Below are 23,520 nucleotides of genomic sequence, written 5' to 3' on the forward strand. Positions count from 1 at the left end.
TGACTGGGCGATAGCAAAGCGGTAAGCGGTAAGCAATAAGCGATAACTAGGCGACGGATGGCGCAGCAAGAGCAGCGAAGCGATTGATCGAAAAAGCGTCGAGCGGTGTGGCCGTGGCGCCGTCGATCACGAGATCCGCGAGTATTTCGCCGATCCCTGGCGCCAGCAAAAAACCGCCGCCCGAAAAGCCGAATGCATGCAGCAAACGCGGTACCGTGCGGCTCGCACCGATGATCGGATTGCTGTCGGGCGTCTCGCCTTCCACGCCACTCCATGTGCGAATCAGCAGCGCCTCGCGTAGCGGCGGCAGCAGGGAGCACGCATCGCGCATCACGGCGCGGGTGGTTTCCGTCGACGGTTGACCGTATTCGCCGTCGCCATGTCCGCGGCCGCCGCCGATCACGCAATTGCCGCGCGCCACTTGCCGTGCGTAGATGCCGCCGCCGTACACGCCGAGGTTGTGCGTGATGAAATGCGGCAGCGGCTCGGTAACCCACATGTTCGGGTAGATCGGTTTCATCGGTGCGGTTTCGCCGAAGTACCCGGCAACCGTATTCGCCCATGCGCCGGCGGAATTGATCAGCCAGTCGGCGCTGATGCGCGTGTCGCCGGCACGTAACTGGAAGCGTGTGCCGTCGTGATGGATATCGGTCAGTTCGGTTTGCTCGCGCACGTCCGCGCCTGCGGCGCGCGCGGCACGTGCGAACGCGGGTGAGACCAGACGCGGATTCGCATGGCCATCGGTCGCACAAAGCGAGCCGCCGACGGCTGCCGCGCCCAGCCACGGATAACGTTGCCGGAACGTGGCGCCGCTGATGACCTGCGCTTGCAGTCCGTGGCCGCGCGCCATGTCCGCCCATGCTTCGAGCGCGGCAAGATCGGCTTCGCTGCGCGCGAGCCGCAAATGTCCCGACACGGTGAATTCTCCGTCGATGCCGATCAGCTCCGGCAAGCCGTCCCAGATGCGCCGTGCACGCATGGCGAGCGGCATCTGTTCGGCCGGTCGTCCCTGGACGCGCACGCCGCCGTAGTTCACGCCGCTTGCCTGCGCGCCGCAATAGCGCCGCTCGAACAGGCCCACGCGCAAGCCGCGCCGCGCGAGCGCCAATGCTGCCGATGAGCCGACCAGTCCGCCGCCCGCAATCGCCACGTCGTAGTGCAGGGTGTCACTCATCGCGCGCCTCTTCGGGAATCTCGGTCACGTCGTCGGCATACATAGCGGGCGATAGCGGAATCGGTTTGACAGGTGGCTGGCTACGCAAGCGGCCTACGGCTTCAAGAGGTTTGCCGGTTTCTTCCGCCAGCAGCGTCAATGCTGCTTCGCCACACATGCGGCCTTGGCAACGGCCCATGCCGACACGCGTGAGCGCTTTCAGTCGGTTGATCTCGTTCGCTTCGCCACCGCGGATGCAGCGCCGCAAGGTGCCTGCATCGATTTCTTCGCAGCGGCACACGGTCATGTCGTCCGGCCATTGCGCCGCGCATTTTGCGGGTGGGGCAAATGCCGCTTCGATACCTTGGCGAAATACAGCGATACGTTGCAGGCTGCGGTCGAGGGCCACTGCGTCGCGCATGCCGGGACCACGTGGATGCGCGATGCCGAGGTCGTCGAGTAGCGCCAATGCCGTGCGACGCCCGGCGAGTTCGGCAGCGTCGGCGCCCGCGATGCCCGCACCGTCGCCAGCCAGATAGATGCCTCGCACGGTGCTGCGGCCGGCCGGGTCGAGTTCGGGTAGCCAGCAACGGTTGTGCGTATCGAAGCGGAAGCGGCACCCGGCAAGATCGGCGAGTTGGGTTTCAGGCTTGAGGCCGAAGCTGATGCCGACGGCGTCGCATGCGAGGGTTTCGGTCTTCGAGCCAACGGTTGAAGAGCGCCATTCAATCGCACTCACGCCTTGGTCGCCATGAATGCCGATCAGGTTCACATCGCGTTCGATCCGCACGCCGTGCATCTTTAGCCAGCCGACGTAGTACAGCCCTTTGGCGAACGTAGCAGGTTGCCGCGCGAGTTTCGGCGCCGCGGCAATCTGCTGCGATAGGGGACTCGCGTCGAGCACGGCCACCACTTGTACGCCTGCCTTCACGTACTGATAGGCCACGAGGTAGAGCAGCGGCCCGGTGCCAGCGAGCACCACGCGCTGGCCGATCGCACAGCCTTGCGCCTTCAAAGCGACTTGCGCCGCGCCCAGCGTGTAGACGCCTGGCAGTGTCCAGCCCGGCACCGGCAGCACGCGATCGGTGGCGCCGCTTGCGATGATCAGATGCGAAAACGGCACGCTGATTTCGCGTCCTGCGTGCAACGTATCGAGGCGACCCGGTGCACAAGCCCAGGCGAGTGTGTCGGGGCGATAGTCGAGGTGCGGAAGCAGTGTGGCCATCGTCGAGTGCAACGCTTCGGCTTTGTGCGCTTCAAAACCATAGAGCGTTTTCTTCGAGCGTTGGAACGCGCCGTTCGCGGGCGGTTGACGATAAATCTGCCCGCCCCAGCGGGCGTTTTCATCCAGCACGATGGGCTTGACGCCCGCTGCAACGAGTGTCTCGGCGGCGCGCACGCCCGCCGGTCCCGCGCCGACGATCACCACACGGTGTTCGTTGCTCATTGCGTTTCTCCGTTTGCCGTCACGACGGAGCTGGCAGCGGAAGCAGGACCGGCAACGAAAGTAACCTCAGCGAGCCGAGTAACCACCCGCATACCCTGCGTCACCAGCGTCGAGCACGCGCGCAAACGCAGACCCTCTTCGGTCCGCATCCAGCAATCCTGGCAAGCGCCGATCAGGCAGAATCCGGCGCGCGGCGCGCCGCTGAATTCGCTTTCGCGCACGCGACGTTGTTGCATCAGCACGGCGGTAAGCAGCGTATCGCCCTGCAACGCAGTGACTTCATGGCCATCGATAAAAAAGCTAAGCGGTTCACGCTGCGTCTCCGCAACGCGAACGAATTGCGCATCGCGTTTCGGCACGGCGGATTCGGAGGACGGCAAATTCGACGGCATGTTAGAGAGAGCAGTAGAAGACATCAGTGCTGGCCGATCAGAATCCGGTTGAGCCCGTACACGCGATCGAGCAGCAGCATCGCGCCGGCCGTAATGAAGATCACCAGCGCGGAAACGGAGGCCATCATCGGGTCGATCGATTCGGTCGCGTACATATACATACGTACCGGCAGCGTGACGGTTTGCGGCGAGGTGACGAAGATCGACATGGTCAATTCGTCGAAACTGTTGATGAACGCGAGCAACCAGCCGCCGGTAATGCCCGGCAGAATCATTGGGAAGGTGATGCGGCGAAACGTGGTCCATGCGTCGGCGCCGAGCGAATGCGCGGCATGTTCGACGCTGCGGTCGAGACCGCTGACCGAGGCCAGTACGAGCCGCATCACGAACGGTGTGATGATGATCATGTGCGCGAGCACGAGCCACGCGAACGAACCGGTCGCGCCGATCAGTGCGAAGAAGCGCAGCAGTGCGATACCGAGCACGAGACCGGGAATCACCAGCGGCGACAGCAATAAGCCGTTAAGAAACCCGCGTCCCGGAAAGCGCGCACGACCAATGGCCAACGCGGCAGGCAAAGCGACGATCAAAGACAACGTTGCCGACGCAAACGCCAGCTTCAGGCTATTGAAAAACGCCGAGATAAAGTCCGGGTAGTTGAGGATCGTGCGGAACCAGCGCAGCGATACGCCGTGCGTGGGTAACGTAAGCGTTTCGTCGGGCGTGAAAGCGACCAGCACCACGATCACGAGCGGCGCGAGCACGAACGCAATCACGAGCGTGTGGAAAATCAGCGCGACGGGGCCGTTTTTTCTCATGATGATCTCGCGAGGTTCAGCCGAGGCTTCTGGTGTACTTGCGTTCCAGAACCCGGTAGTAAGTGAGCATCACGATCAGATTCGCGACCAGCAACAGGAGCGCGATGGTCGCGCCGAGCGGCCAGTTGAGCGAACCGAGGAATTCGTCGTAGACGGCGGTGGCGGCCACTTTCAGGCGCCGTCCGCCGAGCAGGCCGGGAATCGCGAACGCGCTCGCCGACAGACCGAATACCATCAGGCTGCCCGACAAAATGCCCGGCGTGAGTTGCGGCAACACGATGCGGCGCAGCGTCGTGGCGGGGGAGGCCATCAGCGAAAGCGCGGCATTTTCCGTTTGCGGATCGAGCTTCTGCAACGCGGTCCAAACCGGAATCACCATGAACGGCAGCATCACGTGCACCAGTGCGATGACGATCGCGAAAGTGGTGTATTCGAGCTTGTACGGTCCCAGCCCGACAAGGCCGAACGCCTGATTCACGAGACCATTGCTGTTGAGCAGCATGCTCCAGCCGAACGCGCGCACCACGACCGAGACCAGCAGCGGCGCGAGAATGATCAGCAGGAACATCGAGCGATACGGATCGCGCATGCGCGACAGCACGTAGGCTTCGGGCGTACCGATCACGACGCACAACAGGGTGGTGAGAAAGGCGATGCCGAAGGTGCGCAGGAAGATCGTGTGGAAATACGACGATTGCAGCACTTCCTCGTAATTGCCGAACTGGAACGCGGCGAGCGGGCCGCTCGCCGGATCGAAGCGGTAGAACGTCAGCACCAGCGTCATGACGAGCGGCACCAGCACCAGCGTCGCAAACAACAGGAAAGCCGGCGCGCACATCAGCCATAAGGGCAGGAATGCGTGCCACGGGGCGCGGCGCGCGTTGCCGGTCTTCACGCTGTCGTCGTTCGACGCGGGTAGCGTACTAGCCATGATGCGCATCCCGTTGAATGAAGCGGATCGCCTCGCTATTCCAGTCGACGCCGACCGCCGTGCCTTCCGGCAGCGGCTCGGTGCCTTCGTTCTGGCAGCACACCAGCACTTCGCCGAGCCGGCTGTCCACGCGGTACAACCATTGACTGCCGAGGAAGAAGCGGCTCGTCACGGTGGCCGCCAGACGTCCCGCATTCGGCGCGCACAGGCGCAGTTTTTCCGGACGAATGCACAACGTGACCGCGTCGCCGACGCCGATCACGCGTTCGCGCGCCGGCAGTTGCGCGGTATGGCCTGTCTCCGCGAGGTCATGTCCAAGGTCGATGCGGATCGCGTCGCCGTCGCGCGACACCACGGTGCCAGGCAGCATGTTCGCCTTGCCGATGAACTGCGAGACGAATCTGTTCTCAGGCCGTTCGTACGCTTCGTACGGCGTGTCGATCTGCGTAATGCGGCCGGCTTCCATTACCACTACGCGATCGCTGATCGACAGCGCTTCCGACTGGTCGTGCGTGACCATGATGGTGGTCGTGCCGATCTTGCGTTGAATGGCGCGCAGTTCGAACTGCATGTCTTCGCGCAGCTTGGCGTCGAGGTTCGACATCGGTTCGTCGAGCAGCAACACGGGCGGCGCGATCACGATCGCGCGGGCAATCGCCACACGCTGCCGCTGCCCGCCGGACAACTCGCGCGGAAAACGGTGCGCGAGCGTATCGAGCCGTACCAGTGCCAGCGCTTCGCGCACACGTTCCTTGCGTTCGGCCTTGTCGATGTTGCGCATCTCCAGACCGAAGCCGACGTTGTCCGCGACGCTCATATGCGGAAACAGCGCGTAGCTCTGGAACACGATGCCGAGGCCGCGTTTGTTCGGCTTCATGTGCGTGATGTCGCGGCCGTCGAGCGTGATGCGGCCGCGCGTCGTTTCGACGAAGCCCGCGATCATCTGCAACGTGGTGGTCTTGCCGCAACCCGACGGCCCGAGCAGCGAAACGAACTCGCCTTTCTCAACCGACAGGTTCACGTCGGCGACTGCCTGCAGATCGCCGAACGATTTCGCTACGTCCGTGAGTGTGAGGAACGACATGATCTGGCCTTTGGATGGATCGACACCGGTTCAATCGGCTACTGCCTCGATGGAGCCGACTCTATCCAGCCAAATTGCATGGCGTCAATTTCAAATTCCGTTTGCCGGTATAAGTTTAGAAAAAATTCCGATGAACGGAATATATTCGGCAAGACTGGTATCAACTCTTCCGTTCCATGATCTCCGGAAAATCCCTATGAATCAGAATGAAGTGCAAATGGAACGGGCGTGCCGGAAATATTCCATTCACGGATAATTCCCTCTATAGTGTTCCGGTCAATGAAATAATTCGGAGCACCTGAGATGAATGCTGCCACCCAACGAGATGCCGATCCCGCACTGGCCGATGCGGGCCGTCCACCCGGCCCGGGGATGCTGGAGCGCGCTTTTGCTGTGATCCGTGCGTTATCCGAAGCGCAACCCGACGGCGGCCGCGTCACGCGTCTCGCGAAGGCGGTGGGTCTCACGCAAGGCACGGTGCACCGCATTCTTCATGCGCTGATCGCGGAAGGCATCGTCGAACAGGACGAAAATTCGAAGCTGTATCGGCTGAGCGTCGATTTCTTCGCGCTCGCCGCGCAGGCCGGCAATCCGAGCGGCATGCGCACGCTGTGCCGTCCCGCGTTGCTGCGGTTGTGCGCGAGTCTTGGCGATACGATTTTTCTGCTGGTCAAAAGCAGCTTCGATGCGGTGTGTCTCGACATCTGCGAAGGGCCGTTTCCGATTCGCTCGTTCACCGGCGATATTGGCGGGCGCGTGGCCCTGGGTGTCGGGCAGGGGAGTCTGGCGATTCTCGCATTCCTGCCGGAAGCGGAGCGCGAAGAGATCATCCGCTTTAACGTGCCGCGCATTCGCGGCTATGGCGTGCTCGACGAAGTGTATTTACGCACCGAGATCGAGCGTGTGCGCCAACTCGGTTACGCGGGTCGCAATAGCGGGGTGCTCGACGGCATGGCGGGTGTGGCGGTGCCGATTCTGGATCGCACCGGAGTGGCAGTGGCGGCGCTGAGCGTGGGCACGCTGGCGGCGCGTCTAGGCGACGATCGTCTGCCGATGGTGGTCGAGTTGCTGCGCCGCCAGGCAGATGCGATCGGCCCGCAAACCAATCCCTTCGACGTCGCGCTGCGTCGGCCGATGCATGGTTTGTCGCGGGCTATGACTACGGAGCGGATCGCCGGGTAATCCGAAACTGAAGCTGAAAGCGCAAAGGGCGTCACGTCTGGCCATAACGTGACGCCCTTCGATTTTTTTGGCTTCCGGTCATGTTCTGCCAAGGCGCTTTCATGACGGCGTCACGCGGATACAACATAAACATCTAATACCGCTGTCGAATCTCGCTTGCTAGATTGCTCCCAAGAGCTATTCTCAACAATTGAGGGCTGCATCAATGCCGGCAACGACAACCGAAGCGGGCATCACTTTCAGCAGGGCGCACGATCGAGGCGCCTTCTGATGCCGGCTACTCCTGTTCGCGACGTAGAACCGTGCTTCCAAACAACCCATTGCAGTTTCTCTGGCTGCGAGGTGACAGCATATGCCTGCTCGAGATCGTGACGACTCTCCGTCGATGTTCAACCTGTCGCGCCGCAAGGTAATCATTGGCGGCACGCTTCTGGCCGGCAGTCTCGCCGCAGGTCCGGCGCTGCCGGCGCTCTTGCCCGAAGCCGATACGCCGTTCATGCAGCTCTCGAAGCTCTTGATCCCGCACCAACTTGATGCGGAGATCGGCAAGCGTATTGTCGCTGCGCTAACCACCCTACGACCGACACTTGCCCAGGACGTGCCGGCCCTTCTCGCCATCGCGAGCAAGAAGGACGCGCGAATCGTGGAGGACTTTTTCCCCGACGTGCCAGAAGGCCCGCTTAAGGAAACAGCACTTTCGATTATCTCCGCCTGGTATATGGGCGTGGCGGTCGATGCGCCGGATGCCCAGGTATTCGCCTACGAGAACGCGCTGATGTACCAACCCACACGGGACGTCATGACGATTCCTTCGTATGCGAAGTCCGGGCCGAACGGGTGGAATGCCGACGCCCCGCCGCTCACCGATATGCCCAAATTCTGATTTCGCTCACGCGTCGAATATAAGGAAACTTCAAGATGGCAACTGATGACAGCGCCGATCTCGTCGTCGTGGGCACAGGGGTGGTGGGCTGCCTGATCGCCGAGCAGGCCCTGGACGCGGGATTGTCCGTGTTGATGCTGGAAGCTGGACCTCGAGTCGACCGCTGGCGAATCGTCGAAAATTACCGCAACCTTCCACCGAACCTTCGAACTCATTGGGACGCGCCTTATCCACCCAGACCGTGGGCGCCGCATCTCGAGACGCGCACGCCGCATGAGCAGGAAGAATACCTTCAACTGGAAGGTCCGAATGCACGTGCTTACATGCAAGGTTATGTGCGCTACGCCGGCGGCGCGACCTGGCACTGGGCAGGCATTTGCTGGCGCATCACACCGGAAGACATGCGCATGAAGAGCCTGTACGGCGTCGGTCGTGACTGGGCATTCAGCTACGATGTGCTTGAGCCTTACTACACGCGTGCGGAGTACGCGATCGGCGTGTGCGGACCTTCAGATCCTGCACTGCAATGGCCGCCGAACGCAAAGCGCTCGAGGCCCTATCCGATGGGCCCGATTCCGTTCGGCCCTGGCGAGCAGCGATTTACCGAAGTGGCTGCAAAACTGGGTCTCGTGAATCTGCCGGCGCCTCAGGCACGCAACAGTGGCGTGTCGTATCAAGGACGCCCGCCATGCTGCGGCAACAACAATTGCTTTCCCGTCTGCCCCATCGCAGCGAAATACGACGCGGCGACTGCGTTGCCCCGGATCGAGTCGAAGGGTGGCCGCATCCTCGCCAACGCTGTCGTCTATAAAGTCGAAACCGGCGAGAAGAACGCGGTGCAGGCCGTGCACTATTTTGATTCCGACAAGCAGTCGCACAAGGTCACGGGCAAGGTGTTCGTGATCGCGTGCAATGGGATCGAGACGCCGAAGGTCTTGCTGCTATCCAAAGACGAGCGCAATCCGAACGGTGTGGCGAATAGCTCCGATCAGGTTGGCCGCAACATGATGGATCAGCCCAAGCTGGTCGCCGAAGTCGAATTGAGTGAGCCGTTGTGGACCGGGGTCGGGCCGGTGCAGAGCAGCAGTATTTTGAACACGACGCAGGGTGAGTTCCGCAGCCGTTATACGGGCGCCATGTTTCGCATGGAAAACGCGGCGCGTAGCGCGATCGGCGGTGTCGCCGCCTTGAAGAAGGGACTCGTCGGAAAAGCACTGGACGCCGAGATTCGCCGGCTTTCCGCCTGTACGGCGAAGCTGACTGTCGAGCATGAACCGCTTCCTTTGCCATACAACCGCCTGACTTTGTCGAGCAAGAAGGATTGGCTGGGCATCAACAAGCCGAACATCTACTACGACGTCAGCGACTACGTTCGCCTCAGCGCGAAGGAATACACCGTGCCCTTGCTGAAGCGGCTCGCGGCTGAGCTCGGCGCGACCAAGGTGGACATATCGCCTGAGTTTCTCAACAGCGATCACATCATGGGCGGCTGCATCATGGGCGCAGATCCTGCGACTTCGGTCGTCGACGTGGATTGTCGCGCACACGATCACCACAACCTTTTCCTGCCGGGCGGCGCCGCAATGACCACCGGCGGCGGCGTTAACAGCACGATCACAATGGCGGCGCTGGCGTTGAAGGCCGGCGACGCGATCGTCGCTCAACTCAAACACGGCTAATCATGCGCAACATCCGTATTCGCCATGGCCGACTATCGGCGGCCCTTGCCGGAATGTTCGTTGCTGTCTGTGCGCATGCCGCCGACGCTCCGGATCAGACGGCGGAATTGATCAAGCGCGGAGCGTATCTGGCGACGGCATCGGATTGCGTTGCCTGCCACACCGCGCCAGGCAAGAAGCCATTTGCCGGCGGCTTGCCCATTAGCACCCCGGTGGGCACGATCTATTCGACGAACATCACGCCGTCGATGGACAGCGGGATAGGGCGGTACACAGAAGAGGACTTTTCGCGCGCGCTGCGTCAGGGTATCAGGCGCGATGGTGCCAACCTCTATCCCGCGATGCCGTACACGTCGTACGCGCGCTTGACGGACGTGGACACGCAGGCGTTGTACGCGTACTTCATGCACGAAGTGAAGCCGGTTGACGAGCCGGGCCCAACGACGAGTCTGCCGTTTCCGATGAACATCCGCGCATCGATGAAGGGCTGGAATCTGCTGTTCCTCGACACGAAACCCTATGCGCCGGACCCGCAGCAATCGGTGGAATGGAACCGCGGAGCATATCTGGTGCAAGGCCCTGCGCATTGCAGCACCTGCCATACCGCGCGTGGCTTCCTGATGCAGGAGGACATGAGCCGTGAGTTGGGCGGCGCGCAGGTCGGGCCGTGGTATGCCCCCAACATAACGTCCGATACGGTTAGCGGCATTGGCAACTGGACGAAAGAGGAGCTCGCGCAGTATCTGCATACAGGGCGCGTACAGGGAAAGGCTCAGGCAGCGGGCAGCATGGGTGAAGCCGTCGAGCACAGTTTCCAGTACCTCGATATGGCGGACATCGACGCGATCGCCACTTACGTCAAGAGCGTTCCGGCTATTCGTGATTCGGCCGATGCAGGCACGCGTTTTACTGCGGGGAAGATATCGTCGGAATTGAGTACGTTGCGCGGAGCGGACGGCATTCAAACGGTCGGCGAGGCCAACCCGAGCGGTGCGGAGTTATTCCAGGGCAGTTGTGCGTCCTGTCACTCGGCTCATGGTGAAGGCAGCAAGGACGGCTATTTCCCGAGCCTCTTCCACAACTCGGCGACAGGCGCGCGCGATCCGAACAACCTGATTGCCGCCATTCTGTATGGTGTGGATCGCAAGACATCGGCTGGGCAGGCGTTCATGCCGGGCTTCGGCGGCAAGCCAACCGACGCCATGCAGCTCACCAACCGGGACATCGCGCTACTGGGCAACTACGTGCTGAAGCAGTATGGACGCGCCGATGCGACCATCACCGAGGAAGACGTTGCCGAGATTCGCAGCGGTGGCCCCTCGTCCAACCTTATCGCGCTTGCACGAGGAGGCATGGCGGCAGGCGCGGTAGTCGTCGTGCTTATCGTGATTTTTTTCGTCGTCCGCCGTAGAAAGAGGCGCGCTGCGTGACCTGAAAAAAGTTCGATAGGCCGCGCTCTTCAGCGCGGCCAACGCCGGCAACAACTGCGGACGAGTCGCTTTGCTCAGACCTTCACGGTCCCGGCGTTCTTTCACGACCGTTGGGTCAGAACACCTTCACCGGCACATTCACGACCAACCGGTACTCCATGTTGTTGCCATCGGAGTAATAGCGCGAGGCGTTGTGCCACATCGCGATGAACGTGACCTTGGTGTCCTTGAAGCGACCGCTTTGCAGCGTATAGCTCGGAATGAAGCCGAACTCGTGATGGTGGCCGTGCACCGGTTCGCCGTTCTTCCAGTACAGGTTATGCAGCGGCGCCGACGCCGAAGCATTGTCCGCGGCACCTGCCGACGCATCCGCACCCCAGCCATATTCGCCCCAGAACATCGCCTTGAGTCCCGGCACACCGGCGTATTTGCCGTCGAACGTATAGCGCAATTGCAGCGATTGCTCATGCGGCGCGTTGTAGTCGACGTCCATCGAGTTGGTCAGGTAGATACCGTTGGTCTCGTTGACGTAGTCGAAGAACTGGTCGCCAAGCACTTGCTGATAGCCGAGCAACAGCGCATGCGGGCCGTGCTGTGCGGAAACCGACAGGCTGTACGCGTTGCTGTTGATATGCCCCTGGCGTGATGCGCCGGTGTCGTGCGTCGAGTAGATATTCGCGAGACCGCTCCACTTGATCGTGGTGGGGTCGCCGAACGATTGCGCGACCGAGCCGTAGTACTGACGCCAGACGTCGTCCGCCTGGTCGACGTACAGCGCCATTTCGCCGTTCTTCGCGTAGTGCCACGTACCGCCCACGTAGGTCAGGCGGTCGATGCGCGTGCCGCCGTACGAGGTGGTCAGGTTAGTCAGGTTTGTGTGGCCGCGTGCGTCGACCTTGGTGAAACTGCCGGCCTCGAGCGTGGTGTGAACCAGATCGTTGCTGACCAACGAGACACCGAGGAAAGTCGGCGGCAGCGCGCGGTTGTCATGCGGTTCGAGGAACGGGTTGGTGACGGTCTGCAGACCGTACTTCACGACCGTTTCTGAAATGCGTCCCTTGATGTCGTACATGCCGGGGTAAGCCCACGCGAGCTGCTGCGAGCCGCCGCCGTCCTTGCCGACGTGCACCATGTTGCCGGCGCCGTTGCCGCCGTCGAGCTTGAGCGCGGCGAACAGTGACGCGTCGAAACCGAAGCCAACCAGGCCTTGGGTGAAACCGGACTCATAGTTGGCTTGCGCGCCCTGAACCCACGCGTGACGATAGATCGCGTTGGGCGCCTGGAAGTAGTCGGAGTAGTTGCGGAACTGCAGGTTCAGATGACTATCGGCGATAAAACCTTTGCTCGCCGCCTGGCTCGACAGGGGCGTGGGTGGCGTGACTGTCTGATTGGCTTCCGCGTTGACGACGGCGTTAGTCGTGTCGGGTTGATCGTTGCGCACCTGGCCGCCCTGTTCGGCTCTGCGCTTACCGGACGTGGTGGCTTGCGCAATTTGCGGAGTTTCTGACGAGGGCGTTGCTTGCGAGCGTTGCGCAGGAGACGGAAACGTTTGCGCGAGTGTTTGAGTTTTCGTTGTATCGGAGGTGGGCTCCAATACCGCGTCGTCGGCGTAGGCGCTCGCGCCGATGGTCAGCGCGGGCAGCGTGAATGCGCAGTAAAAGAAGGTGGCTGCATTGGTTTTTTTTGACCACTTTTTTGTTCGGCTATCTTTCATGGTGTACGTCTCTGTTATTTTGGTGAATCTTTGGCTGGCGGTTAGCCAGTCCACGCTTATCGTTCGTCCCGCTGATGGCAGGACGAACGAATCCATCGGCGCGACGGCCCGCCGCGCCGGGGAATACGGTTTTAAGTTTTCAGACCTGGTTGTTTAGCGATCCCTCGAGGAGACGTCCTACGCGGCGTCCCCCACGCGAATGCACGCGACGCGTGTCGCGCTCGCGCCATGCGTGACAGCCTGCGGAATCTCGCTAGCGCAGGCTTCGATCGCATCCGGGCAGCGCGTGCGAAACGCGCAACCGGAGGGTGGGCTGAGCGGCGACGCAATCTCGCCGCGCAACAGCAGATGACGGCGTGCGCGCTCAACCACCGGATCGGGCACCGGCACGGCCGACAGCAACGCACGCGTGTACGGATGACGCGGCGTGCCATATACGTCGCGCTTGTCGCCGAACTCCATTACACGACCCAGATACATCACCAGCACGCGGTGGCTGATCGCCTTGACGACCGCGAGGTCGTGCGCGACGAACAGTAGCGACAACGACAATTCGCGCTGCAGATCGCGCAACAGGTTGACGATTTGCGCCTGGATCGAAACGTCGAGCGCCGACACTGGCTCGTCGCAGATCACCAGCTGCGGTTCACCGATCAACGCGCGTGCAATGCCGACGCGCTGGCACTGGCCGCCGGAAAACTCATGCGGATAGCGGCGCAGATGCTGCGCGTTGAGGCCGACGCGTTCGAGCATCGTCAGAACGCGCCGTTGCACGTCTGCGCGGGCGATGTCCTGGCCATGCGTGCGCAAGGGTTCGGAGACGATCTGTTCGATCGTCATACGCGGGTCGAGCGAGGCGAGCGGGTCCTGGAAAATCATCTGCACGTCGCGGCGCAAGCGCGAGGTATCGCGCTGCGCGCCCGTCAGGACGGTTTCCTTGTCGAGCCAGCGCACGCTGCCGCTCGCCACCGGCGCGAGGCCGATGATCGCGCGCGCGAGTGTAGATTTTCCGCAACCCGATTCGCCGACGAGTCCCACGGTTTCGCCGCGTCGCACGCTGAACGACACGCCGTCCACCGCGCGCAGCGTCGCTTTGCCGGACCACGGAAAACCGCCGCGCGGCACGCCGAATTGCACCTTGAGATTGTCGACCGTCAACAGCGTTGCCGGACTTTGGCCCTGGCTTGCAATGGAAGTGGCGTTCATACGTGTTGTACCTCCATGATTTCATGCACCGGGCGGTGGCACGCGCGCAACGCATCGGCAGATGTAGGCGACGCGATAAGCGCAGGCCGCGACTCGCGGCAGCGGTCGGAGCAATATGTGCAGCGCGGCGCGAATGCGCAGCCCTCGCCGACTTCGCCGGGCAAGGGCGGGTTGCCGGGAATGGTTTGCAGTGGACGATCATCGTCGTCGGTGAGGCGCGGCAGCGCGTTCAGAAGACCGATCGTGTACGGATGGGTCGGGGCGGCGAACAGCGTGGCGGCATTCGCCTGCTCGACGGTTTGGCCGGCGTACATCACCATCACGTCGTCGCACAAACCGGCCACGACGCCCATGTCGTGCGTGATCAGAATGATTGCGGTGCCGCGTTCGCGGTTCAGTTCGCGCAGCAGCTCGATGATTTGCGCCTGCACGGTCACGTCGAGCGCGGTGGTCGGCTCGTCGGCGATCAGGATTTCCGGCTCGGAGAGGAGAGCCATCGCGATCATCACGCGTTGCCGCATGCCGCCGGAGAACTCGTGCGGATACATATTGATGCGCCGCGCAGCATCGGGAATACGCACCGTTTCGAGCGTTTCGATCGCACGGCGGCGCGCTTCGCGGCGCGACATCTTGCGATGCAGTTGCAGCGTCTCGGTCATCTGCCGTTCGATTGTCAGGAACGGATTGAGCGAGGTCATCGGGTCCTGGAAGATCATGCCGATGCGGTCGCCGCGAATTTTATTCAACTCGGCTTCGTTCATCGTCAGCAGGTTCTCGCCGCGATAGGTCGCGGCGCCCGACACCTTGCCGTTGCCGGCCAGCAGACCGAGCAGCGCCATCACCGTCTGGCTTTTGCCCGAGCCCGATTCACCGACGATGCCAAGCGTGCGGCCCGCTTCGAGCGAAAACGATACGCGCTGCACCGCGTCGACGGGTGCGCCCTCGCGGCGCGTGAAGCGCACGCTCAGGTCTTTGACTTCGAGTAGCGGCATGTCAGCGGTCCTTCGGGTCGAACGCGTCGCGCAGACCATCGCCGACGAAATTCACGGAATACAGTGTGATGCACAGCATCACGGCCGGGCACAGCAGCAGCCAGGGCATCGAATCGAGTTTCTGCGCGCCGTCCTGGATCAGCACGCCCCAGCTCGTCATGGGTTCCTGCACCCCGAGGCCGAGGAACGACAGCACCGATTCGGTCAGCACGATATTCGGCACCGTCACGCTCGCGTAGACCACCACCACGCCGAACAGATTCGGCACGATGTGGCGGGCGATGATCGAACGCGAACTCACGCCGATCGCACGGGCGGCGTCGATGAATTCGCGCGAGCGCAGCGACAGCGTCTGACCGCGCACGACGCGCGCCATGTCGAGCCAGGAGAATGCGCTGATGGTGAGCACGACCAGATAGAACGCGCGGCCGAACAGCGTCATCATCAGGATGGCGATCAGCATGTAGGGGATCGCGTACATCATGTCGACGATACGCATCATCACCGCGTCGACGCGGCCACCCAGATAGCCGGCGGTGGCGCCATACGCCACGCCGATCAGCCCCGACACCAGTGTGCCGAGCAGGCCGACTTCGAGCGACACCCGCCCGCCTTGCAGCGTGCGCGCGAGCAGGTCGCGGCCGAGTTCGTCGGTGCCGAACCAGTGCATGTTTTGCAGCGTGGGCGCGAGGCTGATTGCGCCCCAGTCGCTATCGATCGGATTGTTCGGCAGGAACCACGGACCGGCCACGCAGGCAATCACGATCAGCAGCAGGACGACAAAGCCGGTGAACGCCGCGCGGTTGCGCACGAAGCGCGCGGCAGCGGTGGCGAGCGGGCCGCGCGAACGCGGCGCGTTGGCAATGGCCGCGAGCGGATCGAGCGCCGCGGCAGTCGTTTGAAATGAGCGGGCCATGGATCAGTACCGGATACGCGGATCGAGCCATGCATACGCGAGGTCGACCAGCAGATTGAACAGCACGGCGACGGCGGTCGTCAGCACGACGAGGCCGAGCACGAGGGTGTAGTCGCGATTGATCGCGCCGTTGACGACCAGCTGGCCGAGACCCGGCAGCGCGAACACCGATTCGGTGACCACGGCCGCGGTGATCGACGAGATGCAGATCGAGCCGAGCAGCGACACGACCGGCATCAGCGCGGGCTTCATCGCATGACGCAACACGATTGTGCGGCCCGGCAGACCTTTAGCGCGCGCCGTGCGGATGAAGTTGCCCGACAGCACTTCGATCATGCTGCCGCGCATCACGCGCGCGATCCCGGCGACGTTGATGATGACGAGCAGCACGATCGGCAGCACGCGATAGCGCCACTCGCCTTCGCCCCAGCCGCCGGCCGGCAACCAGCCGTGGCCTTCAGAAGTCTTCAGCAGGATCGCGAAGATCCACACCAGCACCGGTCCGAGCACGAACGGCGGCACCACATTGCCGATATTGCCGAGCACCATCACGAAGTGATCGACGAAGCGGTCACGCCGCACCGCGGCCAGCGTGCCGAGCGTGACGCCGATCACCAGTGCGATCGGCACCGATACGCCGCCGACGCCAAGACTCACCGGCAACGCTTTCCACACGAGATCGTTGACGCTCCAGTCGGCGTAGCGGAACGACGGGCCGAGGTCGCCATGCAGCAGCGAGCCGAGGTAGTGGAGGTACTGCAGCCACAGCGGTTCGTCGAGGTGGTACTTGGCGTTGAGGTTCGCGAGCACGGCCGCCGACAGGTGTTTCTCCGTGTCGAACGGCCCGCCGGGGGTGAGGTGCAGCAGCAGATAGCACGCGGTGATCACGGCGAGAATCGTCGGGATCGCCCAGAGTGTGCGGCGCAGCGTGTAAGCCAGCATGACGGTGCTCCCGCGCTTAGTGCTTGATCAGATACATGTCTTGCGTGGCGCGCTGGTCGACGTAATTGGTCGACGTGTAGCCGCCGACATACGACTTGACCAACCGGTCCGCCGAGTACTGGAAGAGCGACACCAGCGGGTAGTCGTTCATGGCCAGATCGTGCGCCTGCGTGAGCAGGGCGGTGCGCTTCGCGTCGTCGAGCTGCTGGTTGCCTTCATCGACCAGTTTGTCGACTTGCGGGTTGCAGTAGCGCTGATCGTTCTGCACGCTGTTGCAGCGTATCAGATCGAAAAACGAGTTGGCGTCGTTGTAATCGACGAACCAGCCGTCGCGCGAGGCCTGCACCTTGCCGTCGTGGCGTTGCTTGAGCAGCACCTTGTATTCGACGTTTTCGAGCTTGGCGGTCACGCCGAGCTTGGTGCGCCATTCTGATGTAGCAAACAGCGCGACTTTCTTGTGCAGGTCGTTGGTGTTGTAGGTGAGGGTGAACGTCAGCGGCTTCGCGTCCGAATAGCCTGCGGCCTTCAGCAGGTTGCGCGCGTAATCGACGCGCTTGGCCATCGGCCAGCTTGCCCAATCAGGCGTGAAAACGTTCGAGCCTTCTGTGCCCTTGGCGATCAGGCCGTACATCGGCACCTCGCCGTCGGCCGTTAGACGCTTGGTCAGCAGGTCGCGGTCGAGCACCATCGCCAGCGCCTGGCGCACGCGCTTGTCCTTGAATGCCGGGTCTTCGTTGTTCAGGCTGTAGTAGTAAGTGGCGATCTGCAGGCCGGTTTTCAGTTCGGAGCCGAACTGCTTGCTCACCTGCGCATAGATGCCCGACGGAATCGAATACGTGTAATCGAACTGGCCAGCCTGATACATGCGCATCGCTGTTTCGTCGTTTTCGATCGGCAGATAGGTCACTTTCGTGATCACGACCTTGCTGGCGTTCCAGTAGGTGCTGCTTTTGGACGCCACCAGCCGGTTGCTCGGCTGCCAGTCGGTCAGCACATACGGGCCGTTACCGACGAAATTGCCCGGACGGGTCCAGTCGCCGCCGAATTTGGTCACGGTGTCACGATTGACCGGGACCATGGCCGGCATGGCGGTCAGTTGCGGGAAGAAGGCGGCGGGCACCTCGGTGGTGACTTCGAGCGTGTACGGATCGACGGCACGTGCGGCGAGGCTCGTCAGCGGCGCTTTGCCGGCGAGAATCGCCTTGGCGTTCTTCACAAACTCGACCAGCACCGTGTATTTCGAACCGGTTTTCGGATCGAGCACGCGTTGCCATGCATAGATGAAGTCAGCCGCCGTGACCGGCTGGCCATTGCTCCAGCGCGCGTCGTGGCGCAGCTTGAAAACCCACGTAGTCGGCCCGGTGCGCGTCCACGATTGCGCAACGCCCGGCACGATCGCGCCGGCCGCGTCGATGCGCGTCAGACCTTCAAACATGTCGAGCGCGATCGTGTCGCCGGTCCAGGATTCGATATGCGCGGGGTCGAGAGATTCGGTTTCGGCCGGCACCTGGCGGGTCATTTCCTGGCTGGCGGCGAGGGTGACACCTGCGGGTACGTTGACGGCGAAGGCGGAGGGCTGAAACGTAAGGACGAGCGCAGTCAGCGCCGTCGCGTAAGCAAACGGGGTTTTCATCGGTTGAGGTCGCAGGAAAGGTCGAGAGAAGAACGCGCTGGCGCAGGGGCGCCCGGTTATCTGCGGTGCTCGGGCCGGGGCGGCCCTTGTTGCCCGTGTTGATTGCGCGACATGCAGGATTCCTTACATTTCGTAATGCAGGCGAACCCTGGCCGGATCAACCGGAAAAGGTGCCTGCCTCTTAGAACAGTCTTGGTGTGCCCACCCAGACGACTACCGACTCTTTGCGTGCGGTATTCACCCAGCTGTGCGGCACCGTCGATTCGTAATGCGCGCTGTCTCCCGCGTGCAACACAAACGTCTTGCCTTCCAGCGTCAACGACACTTCGCCGTCGATCACATAAACAAACTCTTCCCCGGCATGCGTGGTGACTTCCGAGCGTTTCTGCCCGGGCGGCATCCTCACGAGGATCGCTTCGAGCTGACGGCCGCCCGTCAGATTGGTCAGCCGTGCAAACAGATTGGCCGAGTCCGCAAAACCGAAAAACTTCAACTGATCGCCGCGGCACACCGAGCGTTCTTCGCTTGGTGTGTCGACGAAATACTGCACCGTCACCCCGAGTGCGTGGGCAATCCCGGCCAGCGAAGTGATGGACGGTGACGCCAGACCCCGTTCGACTTGCGACAAAAACGGTTTGGAAATACCCGCTGCTGTTGCCGTGTCATCCAGCGTGCGCTTGAGCCGTTGCCGCAGCGCGCGGATCTTACTGCCGAGTTCGAGTGCCGGATTCTTCTTTTGAATTGTCGTGACCATAGCAGGAGGAAATTAGCCCGTCAAAATTTGTTTGATATAAGTAAATATGGTTTGATTGCGGTCCAGGCCGGGGTGGCGGGCCGTTCAGCGCCCGGTCGTGCAAGGGGCCGCAATTTCGAGACAACGCTCTATGTTGCCAGAACCGAAATCCGCGTCAGCCGTTTTGACCGGTAATCGGCGAGAAACTGGAAGCGGATGCGGTAAAGACTGCTGTATGCAATGGATTTCGGCATTGATGCAGATTGAGTATGAGGAGACGTTAAAGGCATGACATCAAAGACTATTTTCAGCCAGGCCCCCAATGGGGAACGATGGAATATGGCGTGTAAAAACAGGTAATTGGCGTGGCATCAGTGAATTCCCTGAGTGACGAACGGTGCTTCTGTTTGCAGAATCGGGCCCGCTTGGCGGATGGGCGCATGTGTTTGTATCAGACGCAGCGCCGGCCGCTGTTTTTTATTCCGCACGCAGCGATCCTGCACGGCGGAGCATTGTCCGGCACGTTCCATCAGAACGCTCGCCGGCATGAGGACATGACTATCACTGCCGATTTTTCCTGCCGCGGGCTGCGTGCCCGCCGCCCGGCGCGGCCGCCATCTGCCGCCCGCCGGATAGCCGTTCCCCACAATGCTTTATCATTGAGCCCGTTCCGCTTGCCGGAACCCGAGCCCGATGTGGCGCAGCGTCCCTCAAGGGCAGTCCCTTCGGGACGTCCCGCGTGGCGGGCCTCCATCCCATTCCCTGGTTTTTCTGCTGGTTCTGCCGGTGCAGGCGTTTCACTTTGCGGCTTGGTTTGCAGATGAGCGCGCCGCTGGCTACGCACATGCCGATGGAAATACATGTGCCGCGTCGCGCGGGCTCCGCCGACCGCTTTCCCAGATCCAGTTTTTCGCGCCGCGTGGCCAGCCCGCGCGCCGCTGCAACCGTAAGAACAAGAGGTACATGATGAATTCGTCCAATCCGCGCAGCGCGCCGGTCTCGCAGACCCGTTCGTTCTCGACGGTCTTTCTGATCGAGATGTGGGAGCGCTTTGGCTACTACGGGATGGCCGCGCTGCTGGTCCTGTTCATGATCGACAAGCTGAACTTCACCGACAGCCATGCCACCCTCACGTGGGGCGCGTTTACGGCGCTGGTGTACGCATCGCCGTCGATCGGGGGCTGGATCGGCGACAAGATTCTCGGTGCGCGCCGTACGATGATCTTCGGCGCCGGCGTGCTGGCAGCCGGTTATCTCATGCTGGCGTTGCCCAATGAGCAATTGAGCTACATGTACGCATCGCTCGGCGTGATCGTGGTGGGCAACGGGCTGTTCAAGGCGAACGCCGCGAACCTCGTGCGCCGCATCTATGAAGGCGACGACGCGCGCATCGACAGCGCGTTCACGATCTATTACATGGCGGTCAATATTGGCTCGACGGTGTCGATGCTCGCGACGCCGTGGATCAAGGACCATTGGGGCTGGCATACGGCATTCGCGGTCTGCTGCGCCGGCATGCTGCTGTCGGTGCTGAACTACTTCATCATGTTCCGCACGCTCGCGCATATCGGTTCCACGCCGGACGCCGAACCGATCCGCTGGAAACGAGTCGGCGCGGTTGCGCTGGGCGGGATCGTGCTCGGCGCGGTCACGATGTTCGTGCTGCAGCACAAGGCGATTGCGGTAGCCTGCGTGTACACGGCGGGCGTCGCGATTCTGGCGATCTTCGGCTATATGCTGTTGAAGTGCGAACGCTCGGAGCGCTCGGGTCTGGTGGCGGCGCTGATCCTGACCGCGCAGGTGATCCTGTTCTTCGTGTTCTACGTCCAGATGTCGACCTCGCTCACGCTGTTCGCGCTGCGCAACGTCGATCCGCGTTTCATCCTGTTCGGTCAGACGTGGTTCACGTGGAGCGCCGCACAGTTCCAGGCGCTCAATCCGATCTGGATCATGTTGCTGAGCCCGGTGCTCGCGCTGCTCTATACGAAGCTCGCGAAGAGCGGCAAGGACGTGCCGGTCGCGGTGAAGTATGCGTTCGGCTTCGCGGTGGTGGCGGCCGGCTTCTTCGTCTATGCGGCGAGCGGCAACTACGCGGTGAATGGCCGCGTGTCGTCGTGGTTCATGGTGGGCGGCTATGGCTTGTATTCACTCGGCGAACTGCTGGTGAGCGGTCTCGGCCTCGCGATGATCGCGCGCTACGTGCCGGCGCGGATGAGCGGCTTCATGATGGGCGCTTACTTCGTGGCGACCGGTGTGTCGCAGTATCTGGGCAGCGTGGTGGCGAACTTCGCGCAGATGCCGGCGGGCAATCTCGATCCGCTCGAATCGCTGCCGCTGTACACCAAGCTGTTTAACGGCCTCGGCTGGCTCGCGGCCTTGGGCGCGCTGATCGCCGTGCTGCTGTTGCCGCTGATGCGCAAGCTTTCGCGTGAGCATCAGCGCTGCGGCGATGAAGCGCGTGAGAACGCGCGGCAAACGGCTGCATTGAATGGGGCAGTCGCGGAATAATCGCTTCCGGTAGTTCCACAAAAATGGCGCGCTTCTGTCATACGAGGCGCGCCATTTTGCGTTTTATGCGCGATTCCTTGTCGTAAATGTCCGGTACGTTTCTGCTCCGATGGCGCCGACCGAGGTAAGCTTGCGGTCGGCATTGGTCTTTCAGAATAAGCATTTCTCGGATATTGAAGGTAGCCACTCGGATGGACATCCATATCGCGGTCGACGGGCGTCACGATCTGTCCGGACAGATCTATCGGCAGTTGCGTGCCGGCATACTCGAAGGGCGCCTCGCCGGCGGCACGCGTTTGCCTTCCACGCGCGATCTCGCCACGCAACTGGGTGTCTCACGCAAGACGACGCTCGAGGTGTTCGAACGCTTGCTCTCAGAAGGCTATCTGAGCGCCCGGGCCGGTTCGGGTACCTTCGTCGCCGATGGTCTGGAGCGTCTGCCGGCGGAGCGCTCGTCGCATGCACGGGCGGCCGAGTCGACGCGCGAGCGGGCGAAGGCGAAACAGAAAACTGCGGCGCGCGCCCAGCCGTTGTGGGAGGAGATGCCCGAGACTCTGCCGTTGCCGCGGCCCACGGTGGCCCCACCGCTGGATTTCGTCGGCGGCGCGACCGACAAATCGCTGTTCCCCTTCGACGTCTGGCGTCGCTGCGTGAACCACGCATTGCGTGTGCAGGCGCGCGGGCCAGGCATGTATCGCGACGTGGCCGGCGAGCAGGAATTGCGCCTCGCGATCTCGCGCTACCTGGCGTTCAACCGGGCGGTCGCGAGCAACTGGGACGACGTGATCGTCACGCAAGGCGCGCAGCACGCGCTCGATCTGATCGCGCGCATCACATTGCGGCCCGGCGAGATCGCGGCGCTCGAAGACCCCGGCTATCCGCCGGTTCAGGCGTGCTTCACGGCCACGGGCGCACGCGTGGTGCCGGTGCCGGTGGACGCCGAAGGCCTGATCGTGAGCAAGCTCCCGGACAAGGCGCGGGTCGTCTACGTGACGCCTTCGCATCAGTTCCCGCTCGGCATGCCGATGAGTCTGGAACGGCGCGTCGAGTTGCTCGAATGGGCGCAGAAACGCGGCGCCGTGATCATCGAAGACGACTACGACTGCGAGTATCGTTTCGAAGGCCGGCCGATGGAGCCGCTGAAAAGTCTCGACCGTGCCGGTCTGGTCGCTTATGTGGGCACGTTTTCGAAGACGATTTTTCCGGAGCTGCGGGTCGGCTACGTGGTGCCGCCGGCCTCACTCTATGCTCCGCTTCTCAAGGCCCGCCAGATTGCCGACTGTCACGGCTGCACCCTTACGCAAACCGCGCTCGCGACCTTCATGCTCAACGGCGACTTCGCCAAGCATGTGCGGCGCATGCACAAGACCTATGCGGCGCGCCGCGCGATGATGCTGAAGCATTTGCAGGGCGAGCTCGCGCAGTGGTTCGAACCGATCGTGCCGACCGCCGGCATCCATATGGCGACGTGGCTGAAGGCGCCGTTTTCCGAGGAGGTGTTAGTGAGCGCCGCGCGTGAAGCGTCGATCGGCTTGTATGGACTCGCGCCGTTTTATCAGCGTGCGAAGCCGCAGCCCGGTTTGATGTTGGGCTATGGCAGCATCGCTGTCGAACACATCGACGCGGCGCTTACCCGGCTCGCCGACATTCTGCCGCGCCTCGCCCGCTGACGATCCAAAGCACGCTCGAATATTACTTAAGCCTATCTTTGAAACCGCCTGTGATTTTCTGTCGCAGAACAACGTTAGCCGCCCCCTGCAGAGACTTTCGCTGCAGGGGGCGTGTTTTTTCCGTCGCGTGAATCGATGTGGCGAACGTGTCGGCGAGCCTCGGTTTCGGCATCGAGCGGCGATCCGTCGACGCTTCTCCGGCGCCGA

19 protein-coding genes are annotated in these 23,520 nt (G+C 62.3%); 6 read left to right on the forward strand and 13 right to left on the reverse strand.

Annotated features, from left to right (window positions below):
- Positions 1–46: 46 nt before the first annotated feature.
- The 6 genes from KHO30_RS06620 to KHO30_RS06645 are packed head-to-tail and all read right to left on the reverse strand — an operon-like array spanning position 47 to position 5,825.
- Positions 47–1,174: an NAD(P)/FAD-dependent oxidoreductase gene (locus KHO30_RS06620; protein ID WP_211700370.1), complete on the reverse strand. Its 1,128-nt coding sequence runs from the start codon at positions 1,172–1,174 to the stop codon at positions 47–49.
- Positions 1,167–2,600, reverse strand: coding sequence for an NAD(P)/FAD-dependent oxidoreductase (locus KHO30_RS06625; RefSeq protein ID WP_211700371.1), 1,434 nt, complete (start codon positions 2,598–2,600; stop codon positions 1,167–1,169). The genes KHO30_RS06620 and KHO30_RS06625 overlap by 8 nt, the downstream gene beginning before the upstream one ends.
- Complete coding sequence (locus KHO30_RS06630; RefSeq protein WP_406550457.1) at positions 2,597–3,016, reverse strand: (2Fe-2S)-binding protein; 420 nt, start codon at positions 3,014–3,016, stop codon at positions 2,597–2,599. The genes KHO30_RS06625 and KHO30_RS06630 overlap by 4 nt, the downstream gene beginning before the upstream one ends.
- Positions 3,016–3,810 (reverse strand): ABC transporter permease, encoded by a 795-nt coding sequence (locus tag KHO30_RS06635; protein ID WP_211700372.1) that lies wholly within the window; start codon positions 3,808–3,810, stop codon positions 3,016–3,018. Before KHO30_RS06635 ends, KHO30_RS06630 begins: the two co-directional genes overlap by 1 nt.
- A 16-nt stretch (positions 3,811–3,826) precedes the next feature.
- Positions 3,827–4,741, reverse strand: a complete 915-nt coding sequence (locus KHO30_RS06640; RefSeq protein WP_211700373.1) for an ABC transporter permease — start codon at positions 4,739–4,741, stop codon at positions 3,827–3,829.
- A complete protein-coding gene (locus KHO30_RS06645; protein ID WP_093634857.1) occupies positions 4,734–5,825 on the reverse strand; it encodes an ABC transporter ATP-binding protein in 1,092 nt (363 codons plus the stop codon). Before KHO30_RS06645 ends, KHO30_RS06640 begins: the two co-directional genes overlap by 8 nt.
- A gap of 303 nt (positions 5,826–6,128) precedes the next feature.
- Between KHO30_RS06645 and KHO30_RS06650 the strand changes: the two genes are divergently transcribed.
- From KHO30_RS06650 to KHO30_RS06665, 4 genes are all read left to right on the forward strand, one after another.
- Positions 6,129–7,007: an IclR family transcriptional regulator gene (locus KHO30_RS06650; protein ID WP_200619290.1), complete on the forward strand. Its 879-nt coding sequence runs from the start codon at positions 6,129–6,131 to the stop codon at positions 7,005–7,007.
- A 385-nt stretch (positions 7,008–7,392) separates the two neighbouring features.
- Entirely contained in the window at positions 7,393–7,890 is a 498-nt protein-coding gene (locus KHO30_RS06655) for a sorbitol dehydrogenase family protein (protein ID WP_208620657.1), read from the forward strand.
- Positions 7,891–7,925: 35 nt separating this feature from the next.
- Positions 7,926–9,569, forward strand: a complete 1,644-nt coding sequence (locus tag KHO30_RS06660; protein ID WP_093634854.1) for a GMC family oxidoreductase — start codon at positions 7,926–7,928, stop codon at positions 9,567–9,569.
- A gap of 2 nt (positions 9,570–9,571) precedes the next feature.
- Positions 9,572–10,999: a cytochrome c gene (locus KHO30_RS06665; RefSeq protein ID WP_211700374.1), complete on the forward strand. Its 1,428-nt coding sequence runs from the start codon at positions 9,572–9,574 to the stop codon at positions 10,997–10,999.
- Positions 11,000–11,114: 115 nt separating this feature from the next.
- Here the strand turns inward: KHO30_RS06665 and KHO30_RS06670 are convergent, their stop codons facing one another.
- From KHO30_RS06670 to KHO30_RS06700, 7 genes are all read right to left on the reverse strand, one after another.
- A complete protein-coding gene (locus tag KHO30_RS06670; RefSeq protein WP_211700375.1) occupies positions 11,115–12,713 on the reverse strand; it encodes an OprD family outer membrane porin in 1,599 nt (532 codons plus the stop codon).
- Positions 12,714–12,890: 177 nt separating this feature from the next.
- Positions 12,891–13,919 (reverse strand): ABC transporter ATP-binding protein, encoded by a 1,029-nt coding sequence (locus KHO30_RS06675; RefSeq protein ID WP_211700376.1) that lies wholly within the window; start codon positions 13,917–13,919, stop codon positions 12,891–12,893.
- Positions 13,916–14,911, reverse strand: coding sequence for an ABC transporter ATP-binding protein (locus tag KHO30_RS06680; RefSeq protein ID WP_200572543.1), 996 nt, complete (start codon positions 14,909–14,911; stop codon positions 13,916–13,918). Before KHO30_RS06680 ends, KHO30_RS06675 begins: the two co-directional genes overlap by 4 nt.
- Position 14,912: 1 nt before the next feature.
- Complete coding sequence (locus KHO30_RS06685) at positions 14,913–15,827, reverse strand: ABC transporter permease (RefSeq protein WP_211700377.1); 915 nt, start codon at positions 15,825–15,827, stop codon at positions 14,913–14,915.
- A gap of 3 nt (positions 15,828–15,830) precedes the next feature.
- Positions 15,831–16,769 (reverse strand): ABC transporter permease subunit, encoded by a 939-nt coding sequence (locus KHO30_RS06690; RefSeq protein ID WP_093634849.1) that lies wholly within the window; start codon positions 16,767–16,769, stop codon positions 15,831–15,833.
- A gap of 16 nt (positions 16,770–16,785) precedes the next feature.
- Positions 16,786–18,402: a peptide ABC transporter substrate-binding protein gene (locus KHO30_RS06695; protein WP_200619295.1), complete on the reverse strand. Its 1,617-nt coding sequence runs from the start codon at positions 18,400–18,402 to the stop codon at positions 16,786–16,788.
- 181 nt (positions 18,403–18,583) lie between these two features.
- Entirely contained in the window at positions 18,584–19,156 is a 573-nt protein-coding gene (locus KHO30_RS06700) for a cupin domain-containing protein (protein WP_054040392.1), read from the reverse strand.
- Between the two features lie 945 nt (positions 19,157–20,101).
- Between KHO30_RS06700 and KHO30_RS06705 the strand changes: the two genes are divergently transcribed.
- A complete protein-coding gene (locus tag KHO30_RS06705) occupies positions 20,102–21,643 on the forward strand; it encodes a peptide MFS transporter (protein ID WP_211700998.1) in 1,542 nt (513 codons plus the stop codon).
- 191 nt (positions 21,644–21,834) lie between these two features.
- The gene (gene pdxR / locus KHO30_RS06710) at positions 21,835–23,313 is read left to right on the forward strand and encodes a MocR-like pyridoxine biosynthesis transcription factor PdxR (RefSeq protein ID WP_211700378.1); all 1,479 of its coding nucleotides are present in this window, start codon (positions 21,835–21,837) and stop codon (positions 23,311–23,313) included.
- Positions 23,314–23,520 lie beyond the last annotated feature (207 nt).

This window comes from Paraburkholderia aspalathi (assembly GCF_905220735.1).
GTDB classification, from domain to species: domain Bacteria; phylum Pseudomonadota; class Gammaproteobacteria; order Burkholderiales; family Burkholderiaceae; genus Paraburkholderia; species Paraburkholderia aspalathi.

Bases quoted from the DNA above. Each gene is read 5' to 3' on its own strand.
- KHO30_RS06655 (WP_208620657.1), top strand. From the start codon at position 7,393: ATGTTCAACCTGTCGCGCCGCAAGGTAATCATTGGCGGCACGCTTCTG.
- KHO30_RS06650 (WP_200619290.1), top strand. From the start codon at position 6,129: ATGAATGCTGCCACCCAACGAGATGCCGATCCCGCACTGGCCGATGCG.
- pdxR (WP_211700378.1), top strand. From the start codon at position 21,835: ATGGACATCCATATCGCGGTCGACGGGCGTCACGATCTGTCCGGACAG.
- KHO30_RS06620 (WP_211700370.1), bottom strand. From the start codon at position 1,174: ATGAGTGACACCCTGCACTACGACGTGGCGATTGCGGGCGGCGGACTG.
- KHO30_RS06690 (WP_093634849.1), bottom strand. From the start codon at position 16,769: ATGCTGGCTTACACGCTGCGCCGCACACTCTGGGCGATCCCGACGATT.
- KHO30_RS06630 (WP_406550457.1), bottom strand. From the start codon at position 3,016: ATGTCTTCTACTGCTCTCTCTAACATGCCGTCGAATTTGCCGTCCTCC.
- KHO30_RS06635 (WP_211700372.1), bottom strand. From the start codon at position 3,810: ATGAGAAAAAACGGCCCCGTCGCGCTGATTTTCCACACGCTCGTGATT.
- KHO30_RS06645 (WP_093634857.1), bottom strand. From the start codon at position 5,825: ATGTCGTTCCTCACACTCACGGACGTAGCGAAATCGTTCGGCGATCTG.
- KHO30_RS06700 (WP_054040392.1), bottom strand. From the start codon at position 19,156: ATGGTCACGACAATTCAAAAGAAGAATCCGGCACTCGAACTCGGCAGT.
- KHO30_RS06680 (WP_200572543.1), bottom strand. From the start codon at position 14,911: ATGCCGCTACTCGAAGTCAAAGACCTGAGCGTGCGCTTCACGCGCCGC.
- KHO30_RS06660 (WP_093634854.1), top strand. From the start codon at position 7,926: ATGGCAACTGATGACAGCGCCGATCTCGTCGTCGTGGGCACAGGGGTG.
- KHO30_RS06625 (WP_211700371.1), bottom strand. From the start codon at position 2,600: ATGAGCAACGAACACCGTGTGGTGATCGTCGGCGCGGGACCGGCGGGC.
- KHO30_RS06665 (WP_211700374.1), top strand. From the start codon at position 9,572: ATGCGCAACATCCGTATTCGCCATGGCCGACTATCGGCGGCCCTTGCC.
- KHO30_RS06675 (WP_211700376.1), bottom strand. From the start codon at position 13,919: ATGAACGCCACTTCCATTGCAAGCCAGGGCCAAAGTCCGGCAACGCTG.
- KHO30_RS06705 (WP_211700998.1), top strand. From the start codon at position 20,102: ATGAATTCGTCCAATCCGCGCAGCGCGCCGGTCTCGCAGACCCGTTCG.
- KHO30_RS06695 (WP_200619295.1), bottom strand. From the start codon at position 18,402: ATGAAAACCCCGTTTGCTTACGCGACGGCGCTGACTGCGCTCGTCCTT.
- KHO30_RS06685 (WP_211700377.1), bottom strand. From the start codon at position 15,827: ATGGCCCGCTCATTTCAAACGACTGCCGCGGCGCTCGATCCGCTCGCG.
- KHO30_RS06670 (WP_211700375.1), bottom strand. From the start codon at position 12,713: ATGAAAGATAGCCGAACAAAAAAGTGGTCAAAAAAAACCAATGCAGCC.
- KHO30_RS06640 (WP_211700373.1), bottom strand. From the start codon at position 4,741: ATGGCTAGTACGCTACCCGCGTCGAACGACGACAGCGTGAAGACCGGC.